The following is a 17,708-nucleotide window of genomic DNA, read 5'->3' as shown; positions in this document are numbered from 1 at the left end:
TGGCCTTACCATATTTCCAACCGGACAGAAGCGCAATATGCTTAAAAACCCGATTAATTGCGGCAAATCGCGCATTTCATCATGTGGAACCGAACCAATCGTTCGATAAAGAATCCTACTGGCTTGACCAATTTACCCTGCATCGCTTAGTTAAAACCACTGATTTATGGGAGAAGGTCATGCACGAGAAGCCAGCGATCCTGCAGTTCGGCACCAGCCGTTTTCTGTTGGCTCATGTCGATTTCTTTGTTTCAGAGGCGCTTTCCAAGGGCAAAGCCATTGGGACAATTGCCGTCGTGCAGACGACTTCAAACCCGCAGAGCAGCCAGCGCATCGCGGCTTTGAACGAAAGCAACGGCTATCCTGTGATGATCCGTGGGCTTGTCGACAGCAAGCCATCCGAGACGGAACATCAGGCGAAGGGCGTTACCGCTGCCTATTCCGCACATCACGACTGGGCGGCGATTCTCGACCTCGGTGCCAGCGTCGATGTGATCCTCTCCAACACCGGCGACAAGGGCTACGAACTCGACAGAAGCGATGACAGCTCGCTTCTTGCGAACCCGGATGCTTTGCCGAAGAGTTTTCCAGCCAAACTTCTGGTGCTTCTACATCACCGCTGGCAGCACAATCCCGATGCGCCATTGTCGCTGTTTCCCTGCGAGCTGATCTCGCGCAATGGCGACAGGTTGCACTCGATCCTCATCGATCTTGCCCATAACTGGAAACTGCCGGACGGTTTCGTGCAATGGCTCGAAACCCGATGCATTTTTGCCAACAGCCTTGTCGACCGCATCGTTTCCGAACCTATCGAGCCAATCGGCGCCATCGCCGAGCCCTATGCGCTCTGGGCAATCGAGAAGGCCGATGGCCTGACGCTTCCTTGCGAACACGAAGATATCGTCGTCACCGACGATCTTGCGCGCTATGAGCATTTGAAACTCTACTTGCTCAACCTTGGCCACACATTCATCGCGGAACAATGGCTCAAGGGCAGCCGTCCGAAAGACGAGATCGTACTGGAAGCCATGCAGGACGAAACGATCCGGAATGAACTGGAAGCGGTATGGCGCGAGGAAGTCCTGCCGGTATTTGCTGCGGACGGCCTTGGCGAACAGGCCGAAGCTTACGTGGCTTCGGTGCGAGAGCGGTTTCTCAACCCTTTCCTCAAGCATCGCATCGCAGACATTGCTTCCAACCATGACGAAAAGAAGCGGCGTCGCTTCGCTCCGGTCATCGCCCGTGCGTCGGAACTCGGCCTCAATCTCGCACAGAGCCGTTTGAAGGCAGCTGTCGGCTAAGCCATTCGTTCAGTTCGATTTCTGCGCGTTCCAGCGCACTGTAATTCAGTAGTTTGCGCAAAAGCGCTACCGTCACGGCACGAGCCCGGAGGTTGAAACGCCCTTCCTCCGGCTCGCCTTTCTCCTGATAAACGCCAAGTTTTTCATAGAGTTGCTGCAATCTGTTCTGGACGCTTCTCAGCGACAGATTGCGGCGGCGCGCAATAACGCGATCCGTAAGCCCCAGCGCAATATCGACCAGAATTTCATACTCACTTTCGCTGAAACCGCTGGCATGACCGAGGCTCTTTTGCTGCAGGCCGCGCACCTCGCGGTCGATGACGCATTGTGCTTCGACAAAGATGCTGCGCAATGCCAGCCGCAGCTTATCGTCGGACGCCGATTTTAGCACGTAGCCATAAGCCGCCCCTTCCGGCACGATGCGCGACACACCGCGCACATAGGCTTCGTCGGCATAGTTCGACCAGAACAGGATGCGCGTTTCAGGATTCTCCTTCCAGATGGTGCGGGCGGCCTCAATACCATTGCGCCCGCTCATCTGCAGGTCCATGACAATATGGGCTGCGCGGTGCTGACGGGCCAGCTTCTCACCTGCCGAGCCGTTGTCGGCTTCCAGCACATCGCTGCATTCAGGCAATGCCGCACGCACAGCCTCGCCAAGATAGGCGCGATGCAATGGATCATCTTCCACGATCAGAACATGCATTTTACCCTCCCGTCTCCCGGCACATTTCCACAGGCAGATGGATCGTCACGCTGGTGCCACCGCCTTCCCCATTTTTCCTGATAGCAAAACTTGCAGAAATCAACCGCGCGCGCGTGCGCATATTGTCGATCCCATGTCCGACGCCATGCCCGTCACTGGAACGTTGCACCTGGCGATCCATGCCGATGCCATTGTCAGCGACTTCGACGTGCAGGCGACCGCCCTTGTCGCGAAACGTAACCTGCAACCGGCTGGCATGAGCATGGCGGATCGTATTGTTGATCGCTTCCTGCACGATGCGGAACAGCGAAGTCGCAACCGTTTCCTCCAGCCGATCGGCCATGCCGTCGCTGCGGTCGTCCAGCGTCCATTCGATAGACGATCCACTGTCGCGCACCGAACGGTCAAGATGGTTTTCCGTCGCTTGCACAAAACCGAACAGCTGAAGAATCGAAGGCTTAGCTTCTTCAATGATTTGCCTGAGATCGTGCATGCAATGCTGCAGCCCGCGAAACAGCGGTTCAAGCTGCTCGCCCGAGAGGTCCGGTGCATGGGTAAGCCGCTCCACATGACGCGCAAGGCGTGTCAGGTCGGCCAGCGTCTGGTCATGCAAATCCATACCGATGCGATGGCGCTCTGTCTCCAGTGCTTCGGTCAGCTTCAACGCGCCGAAACGCAAGCCTTCCTCGCGAGCGCGCGCTTCCGTTTCCACGATAGCGGAACGCTTGGCCTGTTCCGCCGCGCGGATCGCAAAAAAGTATGGTGCAAGGAGATCAGCAATCGACTGGGCGTTTTCCACGTCCCGCATGGTGTAGCAGGCGGGCGCGAGACTGGAGCAGCTGAGCGCGCCGATAATATCGCCCTGCGCCTTCAAGGGCACATGCAGGCGGCCTTTCAGATCATGCTCGATGATCGGACTGGAAAAGGAACCTTCAAAGTGAAAACGCTGATCGGTGCGCGCATCGTCGGTCAGAAGATGGTCGACTTCGCCGGAGAGCACTGTTCGAATGGGACTGCCCGACAACAGGGCGGGAGGATTACGGCTCCAGGCCGTCGATATGCCGCTCTCATAGGCGATGTGGAACTTGCCATCGACCATCTTAATGCAAACGTCCAGATGATCATAGGGCACGATATGCGTGATTTCCGCCGCCACCGCCTGAATAATGGAATCGAAGTCGAGTTGTCCCGCCAGCAATCTGGAAATATTCAGATAGTGGTCGAGCAACCTCTGGGGCACGAGTTCGGCCAAGCGTTTCTCCTCCAAACGCAAATTGCTCCTGAAGCACTATAATACGCCGTCACATCCTCGGCGCGTCTTGCGGGTTCCCGCAATTTTGCTGCGGGAACCCGCAAGACAGTTGCTTCATTCGGCCTTCACAGAAGGCTTGTCTTCTTTCATCCTCGCTTCACCAGAAAATTGCCCGCAAGACAAGAGCGTAAAATCGCGTCAGGTGCAGACTGGTGCCGTTGAGGAGCGGCGGTGCGGGAGGCTCGCATCATAATCAATTCAGACGATCCGAAGTGCCGGGGCGCTGCGGGTCGTACACTGGCAACCGGGAGGAAAGAATGAAACTCGCAAGAATCCTTTTCGCATCCGCAGCACTGGCAGGCGTTCTCGCCGCTGGCAGCGCGATGGCTGACACATCGTCGAAGAAGATTGCATTCTCCAACAATTATGCTGGCAACTCATGGCGCCAGGCCATGCTGCAAAGCTGGGACAAGATTACCAAGGAAGCCGTGAAGGCCGGTGTGGTCGCTGCGGCTGACCCGTTCACGACGGCTGAAAATCAGGCCACAGAGCAGGCCGCACAGATCCAGAACATGATCCTGCAGGGCTATGACGCCATCGTCATCAACGCGGCTTCACCGACCGCCCTAAACGGTGCCGTGAAGGAAGCCTGCGATGCGGGCATCACCGTCGTCTCCTTCGACGGCATCGTCACCGAGCCTTGCGCGTGGCGCATCGCGGTCGATTTCAAGGCAATGGGCGAAGGCCAGATCGACTATCTCGCAAAGCGCTTCCCCGATGGCGGCAACTTGCTTGAAATCCGCGGCCTTGCCGGTGTTTCGGTCGATGACAATATCCATGCCGGTATCGAAGAAGGCGTGAAGAAGCATCCGAAATTCAAGATCGTCGGCTCCGTCAATGGCGACTGGGCGGCGGACGTCGCACAGCGTGCCGTCGCCGGCATCCTCCCAAGCCTGCCGAAAGTTGACGCAGTCGTGACGCAAGGCGGTGACGGCTATGGCGCTGCACAGGCCTTCGCCGCCGCCAAGCGCGAAACGCCGATCATTATCATGGGCAACCGTGAAGACGAACTGCAGTGGTGGAAGCAACAGAAGGACGCCAATGGCTACGAAACCATGTCGGTTTCGATTGCACCCGGCGTTTCAACGCTTGCTTTCTGGGTTGCCCAGCAGATTCTCGACGGCAAGGACGTGAAGAAGGACCTCGTGGTTCCGTTCCTCAGCGTCAGCCAGGAATCGCTCGACAAGGATCTGGCCAACACCCAGAAGGGTGGCGTCGCCAATGTCGAATATTCGCTGGAAGACGCGCAGAAGGTCATCGCCGCGGCCAAGTAAGCCGGACGTCACATAATCGAGCGATTGGGGCGGGTTTCGTTCCCGCCCTTTTCCATCGTCTATTCTTCAGCATTTCCAGCAATCAGTTGAGCGTATGACAGAAACAGCAGAGAAACGGGAGGTCGTCGCCGCGCGCAATATTCGCGTGCAGTTCGGTGCGGTGAAAGCACTGGATGGCGCCGAGCTCGTGATCCGCGAAGGTGAATGCGTCGGGCTGGTCGGCCACAATGGCGCGGGCAAATCCACCATCGTCAATGTCATCAATGGCGGGTTGTCGCCACATGAAGGCAGCGTTTCCTATCATGAGGAAGCAGGATACGGCGTAGCGATGGCGCGCAAGCACGGCGTGCGCTGCGTCTTTCAGGAATTGTCGCTGCTTCCAAACCTGACCATTGCCGAAAATGTCCGCATCATGCAGCGCGACCTGACGGGCGCTGGCTGGCGCGGCAAGGCGGTCGATCTGATTGCCAAAAAGCTCAACGAGATTTTTCCGGGCCACAAGATCGACAGCAGTGCCACCATCGACGAGCTTTCCATCGCCGAACGGCAGATGGTGGAAATCGCCATCAACTTTACCGCGCCCGGCACTGCGCCAAAACTGGTTATTCTCGATGAGCCGACCTCTTCGCTTGATGCAGGCATCGCCGCGCAGCTCATGGCCTATGTGCGCCGTTTCGTCAGCACCGGCGGCGCGGTTATCCTGATTTCGCATATGTTGGGTGAAATCCTCTCAACCTCCGACCGCATCGTGGTGATGAAGGACGGAAAGGTGGTCGCCAACCGCGCCGCAAACGATTTCACCAATCGCAGCCTTGTCGAAGCCATGGGCAGCGTCGAGCGCGAAAAGGCTGCGCGCCGCGTTGCAAAGACCGATATGAGCGGCACGCCCGTTCTGTCCTTTGCCAAGCGCGCCAGCGACATCAAGCCGTTTCAGGCATTCAGGGGCGAAGTCATTGGTCTCGCCGGTCTTGCCGGACACGGACAGACCAGGATGCTGCTCGATCTCTACTATGCACGGCGGCCGAACTGGGTTCCGGCTCGCAATTGCGAAATCGCCTTCGTTGCGGGCGACCGCAGCCTCAACGGCACCTTCCCGCTGTGGAGCATTCTGCACAATCTCACCATCGGCTCGCTGGACCGGCTGTCGTCGGCAAAGCTGGTTGACCAGAAGCGGGAAGACGTCCTCGGCAGCGACTGGAAAGACCGCATCCAGATACGCACACCGGATATGGGTAACCGCATCCTGTCACTGTCGGGTGGCAACCAGCAGAAAGTGCTTTTCGCCCGTGCACTGGCAACCAGCGCCAACACTATTTTGATGGACGATCCGATGCGTGGCGTCGATGTCGGCACCAAGCAGGAAGTCTATGAAATCCTGCGCCATGAGGCCGAAAACGGACGCACATTCGTCTGGTACTCCACCGAAATGGACGAAATCGAACTTTGCGACCGTGTCTATGTTTTCCGCGACGGTGCTATCGTTGCGGAACTGACCGGCGAAGACATTACGGAAAAGAACGTGCTTGCAGCATCATTTGAGGGAGGTCACGAATAATGCGCCTTTCCTCTTCCTCCATCCGCCTGCTGACGCCGGTTTTCTCGCTGGTTCTGCTGCTTGCCGCCGTCTTCTACATGCAACCACGCGCCATGAGCTATACCGGGCTGAATCTGCTGTTCAATCTGGCCGTCCCCATTGCGCTAGCGACCATCGCCCAGATGCTCATCATGGCGGTCAACGACCTCGACCTCTCGATGGGCACCTTCGTGAGTTTCGTGGTCTGTGTTGCCGCAACCTATCTCAACACTGCGCCCGTCATCGGAGTGCTGATCCTTGCCGCAGCCATTGCAGCTTATGCGGCGCTTGGCGCGCTGATCCACCTGCGCAATCTGCCTTCCATCGTCGTCACGCTTGGCATGAGCTTCGTCTGGGGCGGGTTTGCCGTTCTGCTGCTGCCCTCGCCCGGCGGACAGGCGCCGGACTGGGCGCGCTGGATCATGACCGCCAAGCCGCCTTTCATGCCGATGGCCATTGTCGCCAGCATCCTGATCGCGGTCGTCACGCATTTCATCGTCATGCGCTCGACCTTCGGCGTGCTGATGCGTGGCGCGGGCGGTAACAGCCGTTCCATAGAACGTGCGGGCTGGTCTGTGACCATGATCCGCGCCGGAACCTATGCACTGGCGGCCTTCTTCGCAGTGCTTGCAGGTATAGCACTCGTCGGTCTCACCACATCAGCCGATGCCAATATCGCGTTACGTTATACGCTTCTGTCTATCGCAGGCGTTATTCTCGGCGGTGGTGAATTCGTCGGCGGACGCGTATCGCCTATCGGAGCCGTCATCGGCGCACTGACGCTGACGCTTGCCGGATCCTTCCTATCCTTCATGCGCATTTCGCCGGACTGGCAGATCGGTGCGCAAGGCGGCATTCTCATCGTGGTGCTGGCATTGCGCCTCTTCCTCAATCGCCTCGAAAAGAGGGAGAAAAAGCAATGAGCGGTCTCACCATCCTGACCAACCGTCCGTGGATATGGTCGTTCATCGCCACTGCCGTCGTCTGGATCATCACCATCCTCTTTACCGGCGGTGCTGGCGCGCACGGGCTCTCCCACGCAGCTTTCACTTTCGCGTCCTTTTCGGTGATTGTCGGCCTCGGCCAGATGTTCGTCATCACGCTCGGACCCGGCAATATCGATCTGTCGGTCCCGGCCAATATGACGCTCGCCGCAACACTGGCGCTCAAGCTCATGGATACGCAGGACGGCATGGTGCTGGCGGGGCTTGGTGTTGCCATTCTGGTTGGTGTTGCCATTGGCATCTGCAATTATGCGCTGATCAAGCTTCTACGCATTCCGCCCATCATCGCCACCTTGTCGATGAGCTTCCTGATCCAGTCCACCGCCATCTGGAGCAATCGCGGCCTGCGCGTGAAACCGCCAGAAAGCCTAGCGCAGTTCACAACATCCTCCACGTTTGGCGTTCCCAATGTTGCCCTCGTGGCGCTGATCCTGTCAGTCATTGGCTGGGTACTGTTGAAGAAGAGCATCTATGGACGCTGGATTTCGGCAATTGGCCAGAATCCTTTCGCTGCACGCATGGCGGGCGTTCCGGTCGATGGCACCCGCTTCGTAACCTATCTGCTCTGTGCAGTGCTCGCTTCGCTATGCGGCTTCCTGCTTGCCTGCTTCTCGGGCGGCGCAGCGCTAAACATGGGCGCGGAATATCTTTTGATGTCGATTGCCGTCGTCATCATCGGCGGCACGGCGGTTGCAGGTGGTGATTCCAACATCCCTGGTATTTGGGGTGCCGCCCTCTTCATGTTCCTCATAGTTTCGATGCTCAACACCTACGGCTTCGGCGCCGGTGTCCGTCTTGTCCTGACTGGCCTCACCATCATTGCGGTGATCATCCTCGCCAGTGGTCGACGCGCCGAGCGCTAATTATCTTCGGAGTATCTCCCTTGTCTCAGACTGTTTCGATTTACGAAATCCACGACGAACGCTTCAAGCAGATGATCGTGCCGAGCGCCGATCTGGACGAACTTTATAGCGGCTGCCGCTGGGCGGAAGGTCCGGTGTGGTTCGGTGACCAGAACTGCCTTTTGTGGAGTGACATTCCGAACCAGCGCATCCTGCGCTGGGTCCCAGATGGCGGCGTTTCAGTGTTCCGCCAGCCCTCCAATTTCTCCAACGGCAACACCCGTGATCGTGAAGGACGCCTCGTCACCTGCGAGCATGGCGGTCGCCGCGTCACCCGCACGGAACCAGATGGCAGCATCACTGTGCTGGCGGACAGCTATCAGGGCAAGAAGCTCAATGCGCCTAACGACGTCATCGTGCGCTCGGATGGAACGATCTGGTTCACCGATCCGACCTACGGCATCATGGCCGATTACGAAGGCTATAAGGCCGACCCGGAACAGCCGTCGCGCAATGTCTATCGCCTCGACCCGAAGACCGGCAATATCGATGCGGTCATAACTGACTTCCACCAGCCGAATGGTCTCGCCTTTTCACCGGACGAAACAAAACTCTACGTCGCCGACAGCGCCTATAGCCACAATGAGGATGCGCCCCGTCACATCCGCGTCTTCGACGTTGTGGATGGCGGTAAGCGCCTGACGGGCGGCACGGTTTTTTGCACCATCGACATGGGCCTGCCGGATGGCTTTCGTTTCGATACGGATGGTAATCTATGGACCAGTGCTGGTGATGGCGTGCACTGCTTTTCGCCGGAAGGGACACTACTCGGCAAGATCAGGACGCCGCAAACTGTCGCCAATGTGACTTTCGGCGGTCCGCGTCGCAATCGGCTGTTCATCACAGCAACGAAGTCGCTTTATGCGGTCTATCTCACCGTCACCGGTGCCCAATATCCTTGATAAAACAACGGCGGCTTTCCAAAACGAAAAGCCGCCGCTCTTTATAAGTATAATAATTCATTGAAAAAACTGCATTCGCCGCAAGTCGCATTCATGCGAACCTGCCAATAAGGTTTCTTTATTTAAAACGGATCTTCCCGGCCCAAAACCGGGGCGACCCGCATATCAGAACCGTGAATGACGGAACAAATCAAAGAATGATCTCTTCTGTCCTTCAGCCTGCACTCAACAAGAAAGGCCACAGCCTTACAAGTGAATGCATGCCCTGATGCGCTGAGGCTGTATAGCGCAACCGTCAACGCGATGGAAACAGTTTGTCAACAAAACCGCTCACATTACTGTGAGTAAACTCTGAAAAAGCTACAACTTTTCATGATGTTATCCGAAAACATCAATATTAATATTAGTAATACCTATTTTATAATCCTATTTATTTCCCGTTTATTAGAAGTACCGCAGCAACCGAAACAACGACTTGCAGCCTGACCGATCATGCAGAATGTCTGAGTTCCAACGGGCGCTGACCTGGAGCACGATAGCGGATGTGACAGCCGCTGATGCCCTGATATTCGACGTCGACATCGACACCGAAGACCTCGGCGATACGCTCTGCCCGCAACACCTCTCGCGGTGTGCCGAGCGCGACGAGATTGCCCTTGTCCATCACCGCGATGCGGTCGCAGAACATCGCGGCATGGTTCAAGTCATGCAAGGCGGCCACGACTGTCAGTTTTTGACGACTGACAAGATCAAGCAACCCGATCTGGTGCCCGATATCGAGATGATTGGTCGGTTCGTCCAGAAGCAAAATCCGCGGCTCCTGCGCCAGGGCGCGCGCTATATGCAGGCGCTGCCGCTCTCCGCCGGAAAGCGTATGCCAATAGCGGTCAGCCAGATGGACCATATCGACATTGACCAGCGCCTGGTCAACGATGGCATCATCCTCCGCCGACCATGGCGACAGGGCCCCAAGATAGGGCGTTCGCCCGAGTTCGACCGCTTGACGCGCCGTAATGCGCTCGGTTGTTCCCGCCTGTTGCTCGACCAGCGCCAGTTGGCGCGCAATCTCGCGACGACTAAAACTGTCGATGGATGCACCGCAGAGGTTCACTTCGCCAACGCGGCATCTGCGAACACCGGAAAGCAAAGACAGAAAGCTGGTCTTTCCCGATCCATTCGGCCCTATGATGCCGAGAAACTCACCTTCCGCCACTTCCAGCGAAACATCGCGCAAGATTTCGACACTGCCCGCCGACCAGCCGACATTGCATGCTGAGAGGATCATGACGACGCCCTCCTTTGTCCAAGCAACAGGGCGAAGGCCGGCGCACCGAACAACGCCGTAATGACCCCGATCGGCAGAACCTGACCCGGAATGATGATACGCGACAGAATATCGGCGACGATCATAAAGATTGCTCCGATAAGGGCCGCCGCGGGCAACAACCTGCCGTGCCTGACCCCGACCACCATTCGCGCCGCATGGGGAATGACGAGACCGATAAAGCCCACAGAGCCGACGATGGAGACCATGACCGCCGTCATCATGGCGCTGACGCCGATCAGCACCGCGTAGACGCGGCGCACCGGTATGCCGAGAGAAGCTGCGGATTCCGTTCCGAAGGTGAAGGCATCGAGCGCACGCGCATGCCACAGACAGATGGCAAGACCGATCAGACAGGCAGGCAGAGCAAGAGTGACATCGGGCCAGCGCACGCCGGAAAGGTTGCCAAGGAGCCAGAACATGATACCGCGCGCCTGTTCGGCATTTGCAGCTTTGGTGACGATGAACGAAGTCAACGCGTTGAAAAGCTGTGAACCGGCAATACCCGCCAGAATGATCGCGCTGCTGCCCCGCCCCGCCCGCAGCGCCAGCAAGGAAACAAGGCAGAAAGCAACAATAGCGCCAATGAACGCACCTAGCGAGAGTGTCAGCACGCCAGCGCCGATGCCGAGAATGGCAACGGCGACGGCTCCAGTCGAGGCGCCGGCGGAAATGCCCAGAATATACGGATCGGCGAGCGAGTTTCGGAGCAGCGACTGCAGAATGACGCCGGATATTGCGAGTGACGCGCCGCAACATGCAGCGATAACCGCACGGCTGAGGCGATAGCTCCAGACAATCCCTTCATCGATGGGTTCGAGCGGATATCCGGCATTCCACACCCGATTGGCTACGGTTTTCGCAACCACATCGAGCGGTATCGCCGTTTCGCCTATCGCCGCTCCGAGCCAAAGGGCAAGAAGAAGCAGGACAAGCGAAAAGGCCAGGAAGAACACGCCGGAGCGGGCCCTTCCCTTCTGTTTGAAGCCTGTTGTCGCTGCCCGCGCCGTCACTTGTTCAGGTCCGAGGCGGCGATATCGGCTGCAAGTGTTTCGATGCCTTCGATCACGCGAAGCGAAGTGCTCATCGACTGCGCATCCATGTCGAAGACATGTTTGTCCTTGACTGCTGGCATCAGCTTCGTCACCGCATCGTTCTCAAGAAACTGGTGCTTGACAGCGATATCGTCAGCCGGATAGCGGCGGCGATCCAGCTTTGCAGCAACGATCATCGAAGGGTCTGATTTTGCAATCGTTTCCCATCCGACCGTCGGCCATTCTTCCTCGCTGTTGATCACATTCTTGATGCCGAGCGCCGAAAGAATATAGGCGGGCGCGCCGAACTTGCCTGCGACGTAAGGATCGGCATCGACCTGCGTGCTGGAGAACCAGACAACGGCAGACAGCTTGCCGCCAGCAGACCCAATTTTTTCGCGCGCGGCCGCTTCGCGCGCCTTCAGGTCGGCGACGAGTTTCTCGCCGCGATCCTGCACATTGAAGATTTCCGCCAGTTCGGTGATTTCCTGATAGACGATATCCATCTTGAAGGCTGCCGTACGAACACCGTCGCCACCGCTGGAATTGTCCTTGCCAACACAATCGGAAGGCGATGTATAGGCCGGAATGCCCAGTTCCTCGAATTGTTCAGGCTTCGCAACAATGCCGGTCGGCCCGACATGCCACTGAAAATCCGCCGTCACGATATCCGGCTTCCGCGCCAGAACGCTTTCGAAACTCGGATCGTTATCGGCGAGCCGCTTTACCTTGGCATTCACCTCCTCAAAACCTTTGAGAACAGGCCCGAACCACACTGCCGTGCCGACGACCTTGTCGCCGAGACCAAGGCTGTAAAGAATTTCTGCGCTGCTCTGGCCGACCGCAACCGCGCGGCTCGGTGCCTGCTTGAAGGTCACGTCACGACCGCAATTTTTCAGCGTCAGCGGATATTGCGTTTCCGCTGCCTGTGCAGCCAAACCGCCTGCGAGAAATGCAACCGCACAGAGGGCGGCGCGAAACGGCATCTTGCCGAGAATATTCATGAAAGTCCCCGAAATGATGAGAAAAAGACGCCCTGTCAGCTGACGGAAAAAATCCGATACGGAAGACGGACAGGCATATCCGGGGACATGTCGAAATCATGTGATGACGATGGAAGGATGCGTCCTGCGACGCGGAAATCTGTCATAACCGGCTCCTGCTCCGGGCATCCCCGCCCGTGACAATGGACAACACTAGACGGCAGGTCTCCTGGCTCACGAATATCTGCTGTTCATCTGCCTTCCCGCGCTTCTCCGGCACAGTGGCATGACGCTTTCAACGTCACGAGGATGAACGGCAATCCGCTTACAGTTGCGGGGGCAGCCACGGTCTTGGCCCCTTTTCGGGTCGTCCTCACCGTGTTCCCTATTAATCCCCTTCGCTCTCGGTCGGGGAACCGTCGTTACACTATTACGTTGACCCGATGTCGCCGTCAAGCAGGTCTCGATGGCTATTTCCAACACACGGTTTTCAAGCGATTCGAAAGCCCGTTATTTAAATTGCGGCCAAACTATCGTCGCATGCGCTGGCCTATTGAATTTGTTTTCGCTAATCTCCATGTAGTTTTCTCCCGCTAGAGGAGCGGGACTTTGGGGAGGTCCGCCGGGAGGCGGCATACATTCTATCTGGGAGGACATATGCGTAGATTTATTCTGGCCCTGACGTCGGTAGCGGCGTTGGCTATGGCAGGCTCTGCTTCCGCAGAAGACTACAAGGTGCTGGCGCCTGCGGCTCCGGGTGGCGGCTGGGACCAGACGGCGCGCACGATGCAGAGCGCGCTTCAGGACGAAAAGATTTCCGGCAGCGTGCAGGTCATCAACGTTCCGGGCGCTGGTGGCACTATCGGCCTTGCCCAGTTTGTGAACCAGAACAAGGGCGACCCGAGCCAGCTCATCGTCGGTGGCTATGTCATGGTCGGCGCTATCCTGACCAACAAATCGCCGGTCACGCTCGACGCCATCACGCCGATTGCACGCCTTACCGGTGAATATGAAGCCATCGTCGTGCCTGCTTCTTCCGACATCCAGAACCTTGGCGACCTTGCCGCGAAGCTGAAGGCTGATCCAGGCTCCGTTTCGTGGGGCGGCGGTTCTGCGGGCGGCACCGATCACATCACCGCTGGCCTCTTTGCCAAGGCAGCAGGCGTCGACCCGACCAAGGTCAATTACATCGCCTTCTCAGGCGGCGGCGAAGCACTGGCAGCCATTCTCGGCAATCAGGTAACCGTCGGCATTTCCGGCTATGGCGAATTCGACGCCCAGATCAAGGCCGGTACGCTGCGCATCATCGGCATTTCGAGCGACGAGCGCGTGGAAGGCATTGACGCACCGACCTTCAAGGAAGGCGGCGTGGACGTTTCTATCCAGAACTGGCGCATGGTGGCCGCTGCTCCCGGCATCACTGCCGAGCAGGAAGCTGCCATCAATGCCGACATCGAGAAAATGGTGAAGTCGGAATCCTGGCAGAAGGCTCTGAAAGACAAGGGCTGGGCGGATACTTATCTCGCCGGCCCGGCGTTCAAGGAGCAGCTTGCCAAGGACGTCGCTGCGACTGAAACCATCCTCAAGGAAATCGGCCTCGTCAAATGACAGGAACAGAACCGCAGGAAAAGCGCCGCCCGGAAGGGGCGGCGCCAGATTTCGCCGCTCTTGTCATCGCCCTTGTTCTTGCCGCTGTCGCCATCGCCATTGCCTGGTCGACAACCTATGGAAACGACGTGACGAGCTACTCGCCGGTCGGCCCGAAAACCGTTCCCTATGTCGTCGCAGCCGGATTGTTCGGCCTTGCCATCTGGACCGTATTCGAGGCGCTTCGCGGTGATTTTCCAGAGCGAGAGCATCAGGAGATCGCCCCGATGGCATGGATCATCGGCGGTCTGGCCATCCAGATGCTGACGATGAAGACTGTCGGCTTTTCCTTGTCCACCGGCCTGCTTTTCGCAGCAACCGCACGTGGCTTCGGCTATCGCAAATTCTGGATCAGCGTTCCCGTCGGCATCGTCTTCGCCTTCGTGATCTGGTTCATCTTTGCACGCGGCCTGCAGCTATCGCTGCCGTCCGGCTGGCTCGAACAATTCGTTTAGAGCATTCCCAGTTTTGACTGAAACATTGGAAATGCTCTAAGTCCTTGTTTTGTCGCATTATCCCACGCAAAACCGCTTCGCATTTTTGCTGGAAATGCTTTAAAGGCTCAGTGCCATCATGGATACTGTCGCACTTCTCGCCAACGGACTTCTGGTGGCGCTTGAACCATCGAACCTTCTTTACGCGCTGATCGGCGTCACGCTCGGCACCGCTGTCGGTGTTTTGCCGGGTATCGGCCCTGCACTTACCGTCGCGCTCCTCCTGCCCGTTACCTACAAGCTGGATCCATCCGGCTCACTCATCATGTTCGCGGGCATTTATTATGGCGGCATGTATGGCGGGTCGACCACGTCGATCCTGCTCAATACGCCGGGAGAAAGCGCCTCCATCGTCACCGCATTGGAGGGCAACAAGATGGCCCGGGCCGGGCGTGGCGGGCCAGCGCTTGCAACGGCGGCCATCGGCTCGTTCATCGCAGGCCTGCTCGCCACACTGGCGCTTGCCTTCGTCGCACCATGGGTCGTGAAATTCGCCCTGTCCTTCGGACCGTCCGAATATTTCGCGCTCATGCTTCTGGCCTTCATGACGGTCTCGGCAGCATTCGGCGATTCCACGCTTCGCGGATTGACATCCCTGTTCATCGGACTGGCGCTCGGCCTGATCGGCATCGATCAGCTGACGGGTCAGGCACGTCTCGTCATGGGAACGCCGAACCTGCTCGACGGGATCAATGTCACGACATTGGCGGTGGCGCTGTTCGCCATCGGTGAAACCCTTGCGGTCGTGTCGAAGAAGCTTCGACCAGAGGATGAAGTCATCGCCGTCAAGGGTTCCGTCTGGATGACCAAGAATGACTGGAAACGCTCATGGATGCCGTGGTTGCGCGGCACCGCCATCGGCTTTCCAATCGGAGCCATGCCAGCAGGCGGCGCCGACGTGTCGAGCTTCCTTTCCTATTCAGCGGAACGGCAGTTCTCGAAACATCCGGAAGAATTCGGCAAAGGCGCTATCGAAGGCGTTGCGGGACCGGAGGCGGCCAATAACGCTTCGGCTGCGGGCACCCTCGTGCCGCTTCTGACGCTCGGCCTGCCAACCACGGCAACGGCAGCAATCATGCTTGCCGGTTTTCAGCAGTTCGGCCTGCAGCCCGGCCCTCTCCTGTTCGTGACCAATGCCACGCTGGTATGGGGTCTGGTGGCGAGCCTTCTCGTGGCCAATCTGATGCTGCTGGTTCTCAACCTGCCACTGATCGGCCTGTGGGTGAAGATGCTCACCATCCCGCGCCACTGGCTCTATGCAGGCATTCTGGTTTTCGCAACGCTTGGAACAATCGGTGCGAATGCCTCCACCTCGATGCTGTTCGGCCTGCCGGTTTCATTCGAGCTCGGCCTGCTACTGGCATTCGGTGTGCTGGGCTACGTGCTGCGGCGCTTCTCATATCCCATCGCGCCGGTTGTTGTTGGCCTGATCCTCGGGCCAATGGCAGAAAAGAGCCTGCGTCAGGCATTGCAGATCAGTCAGGGCAACCCGATGGCTCTGGTGCATTCCTGGGTATCGATTGTACTGATCGCACTGGCGATTGCAGCAGTCGTTGTGCCGATGATCATGCGCCAGCGCGGCAAGGGTGCCCTGCTGAGCCAGATGGCGACGGACGAAGACTAAAAACAAAAGCCCCGGAAATCCGGGGCTTTTTTACTCAGATACGCATACGCTTACTTGATTGCTCAACCCTGAATACGACGGAACTGGTCAACGTCGATACCAAGCGTCTCAAGGTCCTGGGCAGTAGGCTTCTGACCAGCGCGCACAGCAGCAGAAGCACGAATGGCGCTGCCGAATTGCGCGAATGCACGACCGAAACGATTATTGAAGCGGGTAAACATTTTTCTCTCCATCACGGACACTTCATTGGTCCGTGCCCATGAGATGGGGATCGCACTGACAACTTAGAAGATCGGCATTTGCATGCCAGCCATGCAGTTTCCGCATATTCCTTTCCGCTCAACTTGATCGCGATCAATGCCTTTGGCTCGCTGGCTTGCGAAGCTCTTTTCAACAAAAGAAGGAGCTAAAGAATGTCGAACACCCCCCATACACTTGGAGAAGAGTTTCCCGGCCAGCTCGACGCCATTCACGCATTGAAGGCAAAGGATGCGCATTTTGCCCGCATTCTGGAAGAATACGATTCCGTCAATGACCGCATCCACCGCGCTGAAACGAAGATTGCGCCAGTAAGCCAGGAAGAAGAAACAAATTTGCGCAAACAGCGCCTTGCCCTGAAGGACAGCATCGCCGAAGCGCTCGCCGACGCTTGATCCGTCACTCCGGCAAACTGTTGGCTCGGTAACCGCTCAGGAGGTTTTGTCCTCGACTTTGCTGTTGTCCGGGCCAACCGAGTTTTCCATCCTGCCCACCACGACCAGAACCGTGACGGCAATCAACGTCGCCATGATTGCGATATGCCAGAGGCCCAGACCACTGGCGAGCCCCACTGAGGCTGCAAGCCACATGCCAGCGCCGGTCGTGATGCCGGTTATTTTTCCGCGTGCGAAGATGATGAAACCCGCCGCCAGAAAGGCGACCCCGCTGGTGATTGCTTCAACGAGCCGCGAAGGGTCCATCCGGATATTCTGATCGTTGAATACCGGCACATTGACCAGTTCCAGCGAAACAATCGTGAAGGTAGCGGAGGCGAGACAGACGAGCATATGGGTTTTCAACCCGGCCGGTCGCCGACGCCATTCCCGCTCCAGACCGATAATGGAACCGAGCAGTGTTGCCAGCAGCATCCGCGCCAGAACCACCGGCAAACTGATTACATTCTCATGCGTAAATTCAGCCCAGAATTGTTCCATGCTTCACAACGGGCACCATTGGGTTTGGTTCCGCTATAGACGAATGTACCAACGACGCGCACTCGCAAGCAAACGATCATTTCGCCGACGCCGGTGGGACCGATTCCGTCGTGGCGGGTGGCAGGGAGTTCTCGCCATTGGGCGTATTCTCATCGGGAGAAATAACGGTGCCGTAGATTTCGACCAGCACCCACACGACCAGTGCCGCCGCGATACTGACCAGCAGCACGATGAGAACGGGCTTGCCTTCGCGCCCCTGCCTTGCCTCAGTCGGGTTGACCTGTTTCATGGATCAAATCCTCCTGTTGGTTTCAGCGGCATAAGATTTGCCGCTACAGACCTAATGGCAGGGTAGGCTATTGGTTCCAATTAAAGCATCGAGCGCGCTATCGCATTCCTGCAATTCGCGTCAAACTGTTGTTTTTATAAATTTTT

Annotated in this window: 18 protein-coding genes and 1 riboswitch; of the genes, 10 read left to right on the top strand and 8 right to left on the bottom strand. The window is 57.5% G+C overall.

The window, feature by feature from the left end; genetic code table 11:
- Positions 1 to 179: 179 nt before the first annotated feature.
- A complete protein-coding gene (locus ABDF71_RS23105) occupies positions 180 to 1,301 on the top strand; it encodes a mannitol dehydrogenase family protein (protein WP_151664825.1) in 1,122 nt (373 codons plus the stop codon).
- On the opposite strand, the gene ABDF71_RS23100 is transcribed toward ABDF71_RS23105, so the two are convergent.
- Positions 1,261 to 2,007 (bottom strand): response regulator transcription factor, encoded by a 747-nt coding sequence (locus ABDF71_RS23100; RefSeq protein WP_010659092.1) that lies wholly within the window; start codon positions 2,005 to 2,007, stop codon positions 1,261 to 1,263. The two genes, ABDF71_RS23105 and ABDF71_RS23100, sit on opposite strands and share 41 nt — an antisense overlap.
- Before the next feature lies 1 nt (position 2,008).
- Positions 2,009 to 3,259, bottom strand: coding sequence for a GAF domain-containing sensor histidine kinase (locus ABDF71_RS23095; RefSeq protein ID WP_151663224.1), 1,251 nt, complete (start codon positions 3,257 to 3,259; stop codon positions 2,009 to 2,011).
- 317 nt (positions 3,260 to 3,576) lie between these two features.
- Between ABDF71_RS23095 and ABDF71_RS23090 the strand changes: the two genes are divergently transcribed.
- The 5 genes from ABDF71_RS23090 (at position 3,577) to ABDF71_RS23070 (ending at position 8,974) form a co-directional block, all read left to right on the top strand.
- A complete protein-coding gene (locus tag ABDF71_RS23090) occupies positions 3,577 to 4,593 on the top strand; it encodes an ABC transporter substrate-binding protein (protein WP_029926968.1) in 1,017 nt (338 codons plus the stop codon).
- Positions 4,594 to 4,687: 94 nt separating this feature from the next.
- The gene (locus tag ABDF71_RS23085) at positions 4,688 to 6,148 is read left to right on the top strand and encodes an ATP-binding cassette domain-containing protein (RefSeq protein WP_258124139.1); all 1,461 of its coding nucleotides are present in this window, start codon (positions 4,688 to 4,690) and stop codon (positions 6,146 to 6,148) included.
- Positions 6,148 to 7,089 (top strand): ABC transporter permease, encoded by a 942-nt coding sequence (locus tag ABDF71_RS23080; RefSeq protein WP_010659096.1) that lies wholly within the window; start codon positions 6,148 to 6,150, stop codon positions 7,087 to 7,089. Before ABDF71_RS23085 ends, ABDF71_RS23080 begins: the two co-directional genes overlap by 1 nt.
- Positions 7,086 to 8,033 (top strand): ABC transporter permease, encoded by a 948-nt coding sequence (locus tag ABDF71_RS23075; RefSeq protein WP_151663226.1) that lies wholly within the window; start codon positions 7,086 to 7,088, stop codon positions 8,031 to 8,033. The genes ABDF71_RS23080 and ABDF71_RS23075 overlap by 4 nt, the downstream gene beginning before the upstream one ends.
- 71 nt (positions 8,034 to 8,104) lie before the next feature.
- Positions 8,105 to 8,974 (top strand): SMP-30/gluconolactonase/LRE family protein, encoded by an 870-nt coding sequence (locus tag ABDF71_RS23070; RefSeq protein WP_151663304.1) that lies wholly within the window; start codon positions 8,105 to 8,107, stop codon positions 8,972 to 8,974.
- Positions 8,975 to 9,464: 490 nt separating this feature from the next.
- On the opposite strand, the gene ABDF71_RS23065 is transcribed toward ABDF71_RS23070, so the two are convergent.
- The 3 genes from ABDF71_RS23065 to ABDF71_RS23055 are packed head-to-tail and all read right to left on the bottom strand — an operon-like array spanning position 9,465 to position 12,336.
- Positions 9,465 to 10,259, bottom strand: a complete 795-nt coding sequence (locus ABDF71_RS23065; protein WP_010659099.1) for an ABC transporter ATP-binding protein — start codon at positions 10,257 to 10,259, stop codon at positions 9,465 to 9,467.
- The gene (locus ABDF71_RS23060) at positions 10,256 to 11,311 is read right to left on the bottom strand and encodes a FecCD family ABC transporter permease (protein ID WP_010659100.1); all 1,056 of its coding nucleotides are present in this window, start codon (positions 11,309 to 11,311) and stop codon (positions 10,256 to 10,258) included. Before ABDF71_RS23060 ends, ABDF71_RS23065 begins: the two co-directional genes overlap by 4 nt.
- On the bottom strand, positions 11,308 to 12,336 hold the full coding sequence (locus ABDF71_RS23055) for an ABC transporter substrate-binding protein (RefSeq protein WP_151663227.1): 1,029 nt from the start codon (positions 12,334 to 12,336) through the stop codon (positions 11,308 to 11,310). Before ABDF71_RS23055 ends, ABDF71_RS23060 begins: the two co-directional genes overlap by 4 nt.
- Before the next feature lie 181 nt (positions 12,337 to 12,517).
- Positions 12,518 to 12,751, bottom strand: a riboswitch (cobalamin riboswitch).
- Positions 12,752 to 12,972: 221 nt separating this feature from the next.
- Here ABDF71_RS23055 and ABDF71_RS23050 point away from each other — a divergent pair.
- The 3 genes from ABDF71_RS23050 to ABDF71_RS23040 all read left to right on the top strand — a co-directional run bounded on the left by ABDF71_RS23050 (position 12,973) and on the right by ABDF71_RS23040 (position 16,080).
- Positions 12,973 to 13,923 carry a Bug family tripartite tricarboxylate transporter substrate binding protein gene (locus tag ABDF71_RS23050; protein WP_010659102.1) on the top strand — a complete coding sequence of 317 codons (951 nt, stop codon included), beginning with the start codon at positions 12,973 to 12,975 and terminating at the stop codon, positions 13,921 to 13,923.
- Positions 13,920 to 14,417: a tripartite tricarboxylate transporter TctB family protein gene (locus ABDF71_RS23045; RefSeq protein ID WP_010659103.1), complete on the top strand. Its 498-nt coding sequence runs from the start codon at positions 13,920 to 13,922 to the stop codon at positions 14,415 to 14,417. Before ABDF71_RS23050 ends, ABDF71_RS23045 begins: the two co-directional genes overlap by 4 nt.
- Before the next feature lie 118 nt (positions 14,418 to 14,535).
- Positions 14,536 to 16,080, top strand: a complete 1,545-nt coding sequence (locus tag ABDF71_RS23040; protein ID WP_010659104.1) for a tripartite tricarboxylate transporter permease — start codon at positions 14,536 to 14,538, stop codon at positions 16,078 to 16,080.
- Between the two features lie 62 nt (positions 16,081 to 16,142).
- On the opposite strand, the gene ABDF71_RS23035 is transcribed toward ABDF71_RS23040, so the two are convergent.
- The gene (locus ABDF71_RS23035; RefSeq protein WP_167387152.1) at positions 16,143 to 16,301 is read right to left on the bottom strand and encodes a hypothetical protein; all 159 of its coding nucleotides are present in this window, start codon (positions 16,299 to 16,301) and stop codon (positions 16,143 to 16,145) included.
- A gap of 192 nt (positions 16,302 to 16,493) precedes the next feature.
- Between ABDF71_RS23035 and ABDF71_RS23030 the strand changes: the two genes are divergently transcribed.
- Entirely contained in the window at positions 16,494 to 16,733 is a 240-nt protein-coding gene (locus ABDF71_RS23030; RefSeq protein ID WP_010659106.1) for an HP1242/YdcH family protein, read from the top strand.
- A gap of 36 nt (positions 16,734 to 16,769) precedes the next feature.
- On the opposite strand, the gene ABDF71_RS23025 is transcribed toward ABDF71_RS23030, so the two are convergent.
- Positions 16,770 to 17,273 (bottom strand): MgtC/SapB family protein, encoded by a 504-nt coding sequence (locus tag ABDF71_RS23025; RefSeq protein ID WP_010659107.1) that lies wholly within the window; start codon positions 17,271 to 17,273, stop codon positions 16,770 to 16,772.
- Positions 17,274 to 17,349: 76 nt separating this feature from the next.
- Positions 17,350 to 17,562, bottom strand: coding sequence for a hypothetical protein (locus ABDF71_RS23020; protein ID WP_010659108.1), 213 nt, complete (start codon positions 17,560 to 17,562; stop codon positions 17,350 to 17,352).
- Between the last annotated feature and the right edge of the window lie 146 nt (positions 17,563 to 17,708).

It is taken from the genome of Ochrobactrum sp. WV_118_8 (assembly GCF_039631535.1).
Classification (GTDB): Bacteria; Pseudomonadota; Alphaproteobacteria; order Rhizobiales; family Rhizobiaceae; genus Brucella; species Brucella anthropi.
This window is presented reverse-complemented; position numbering and strand designations above follow the sequence as displayed.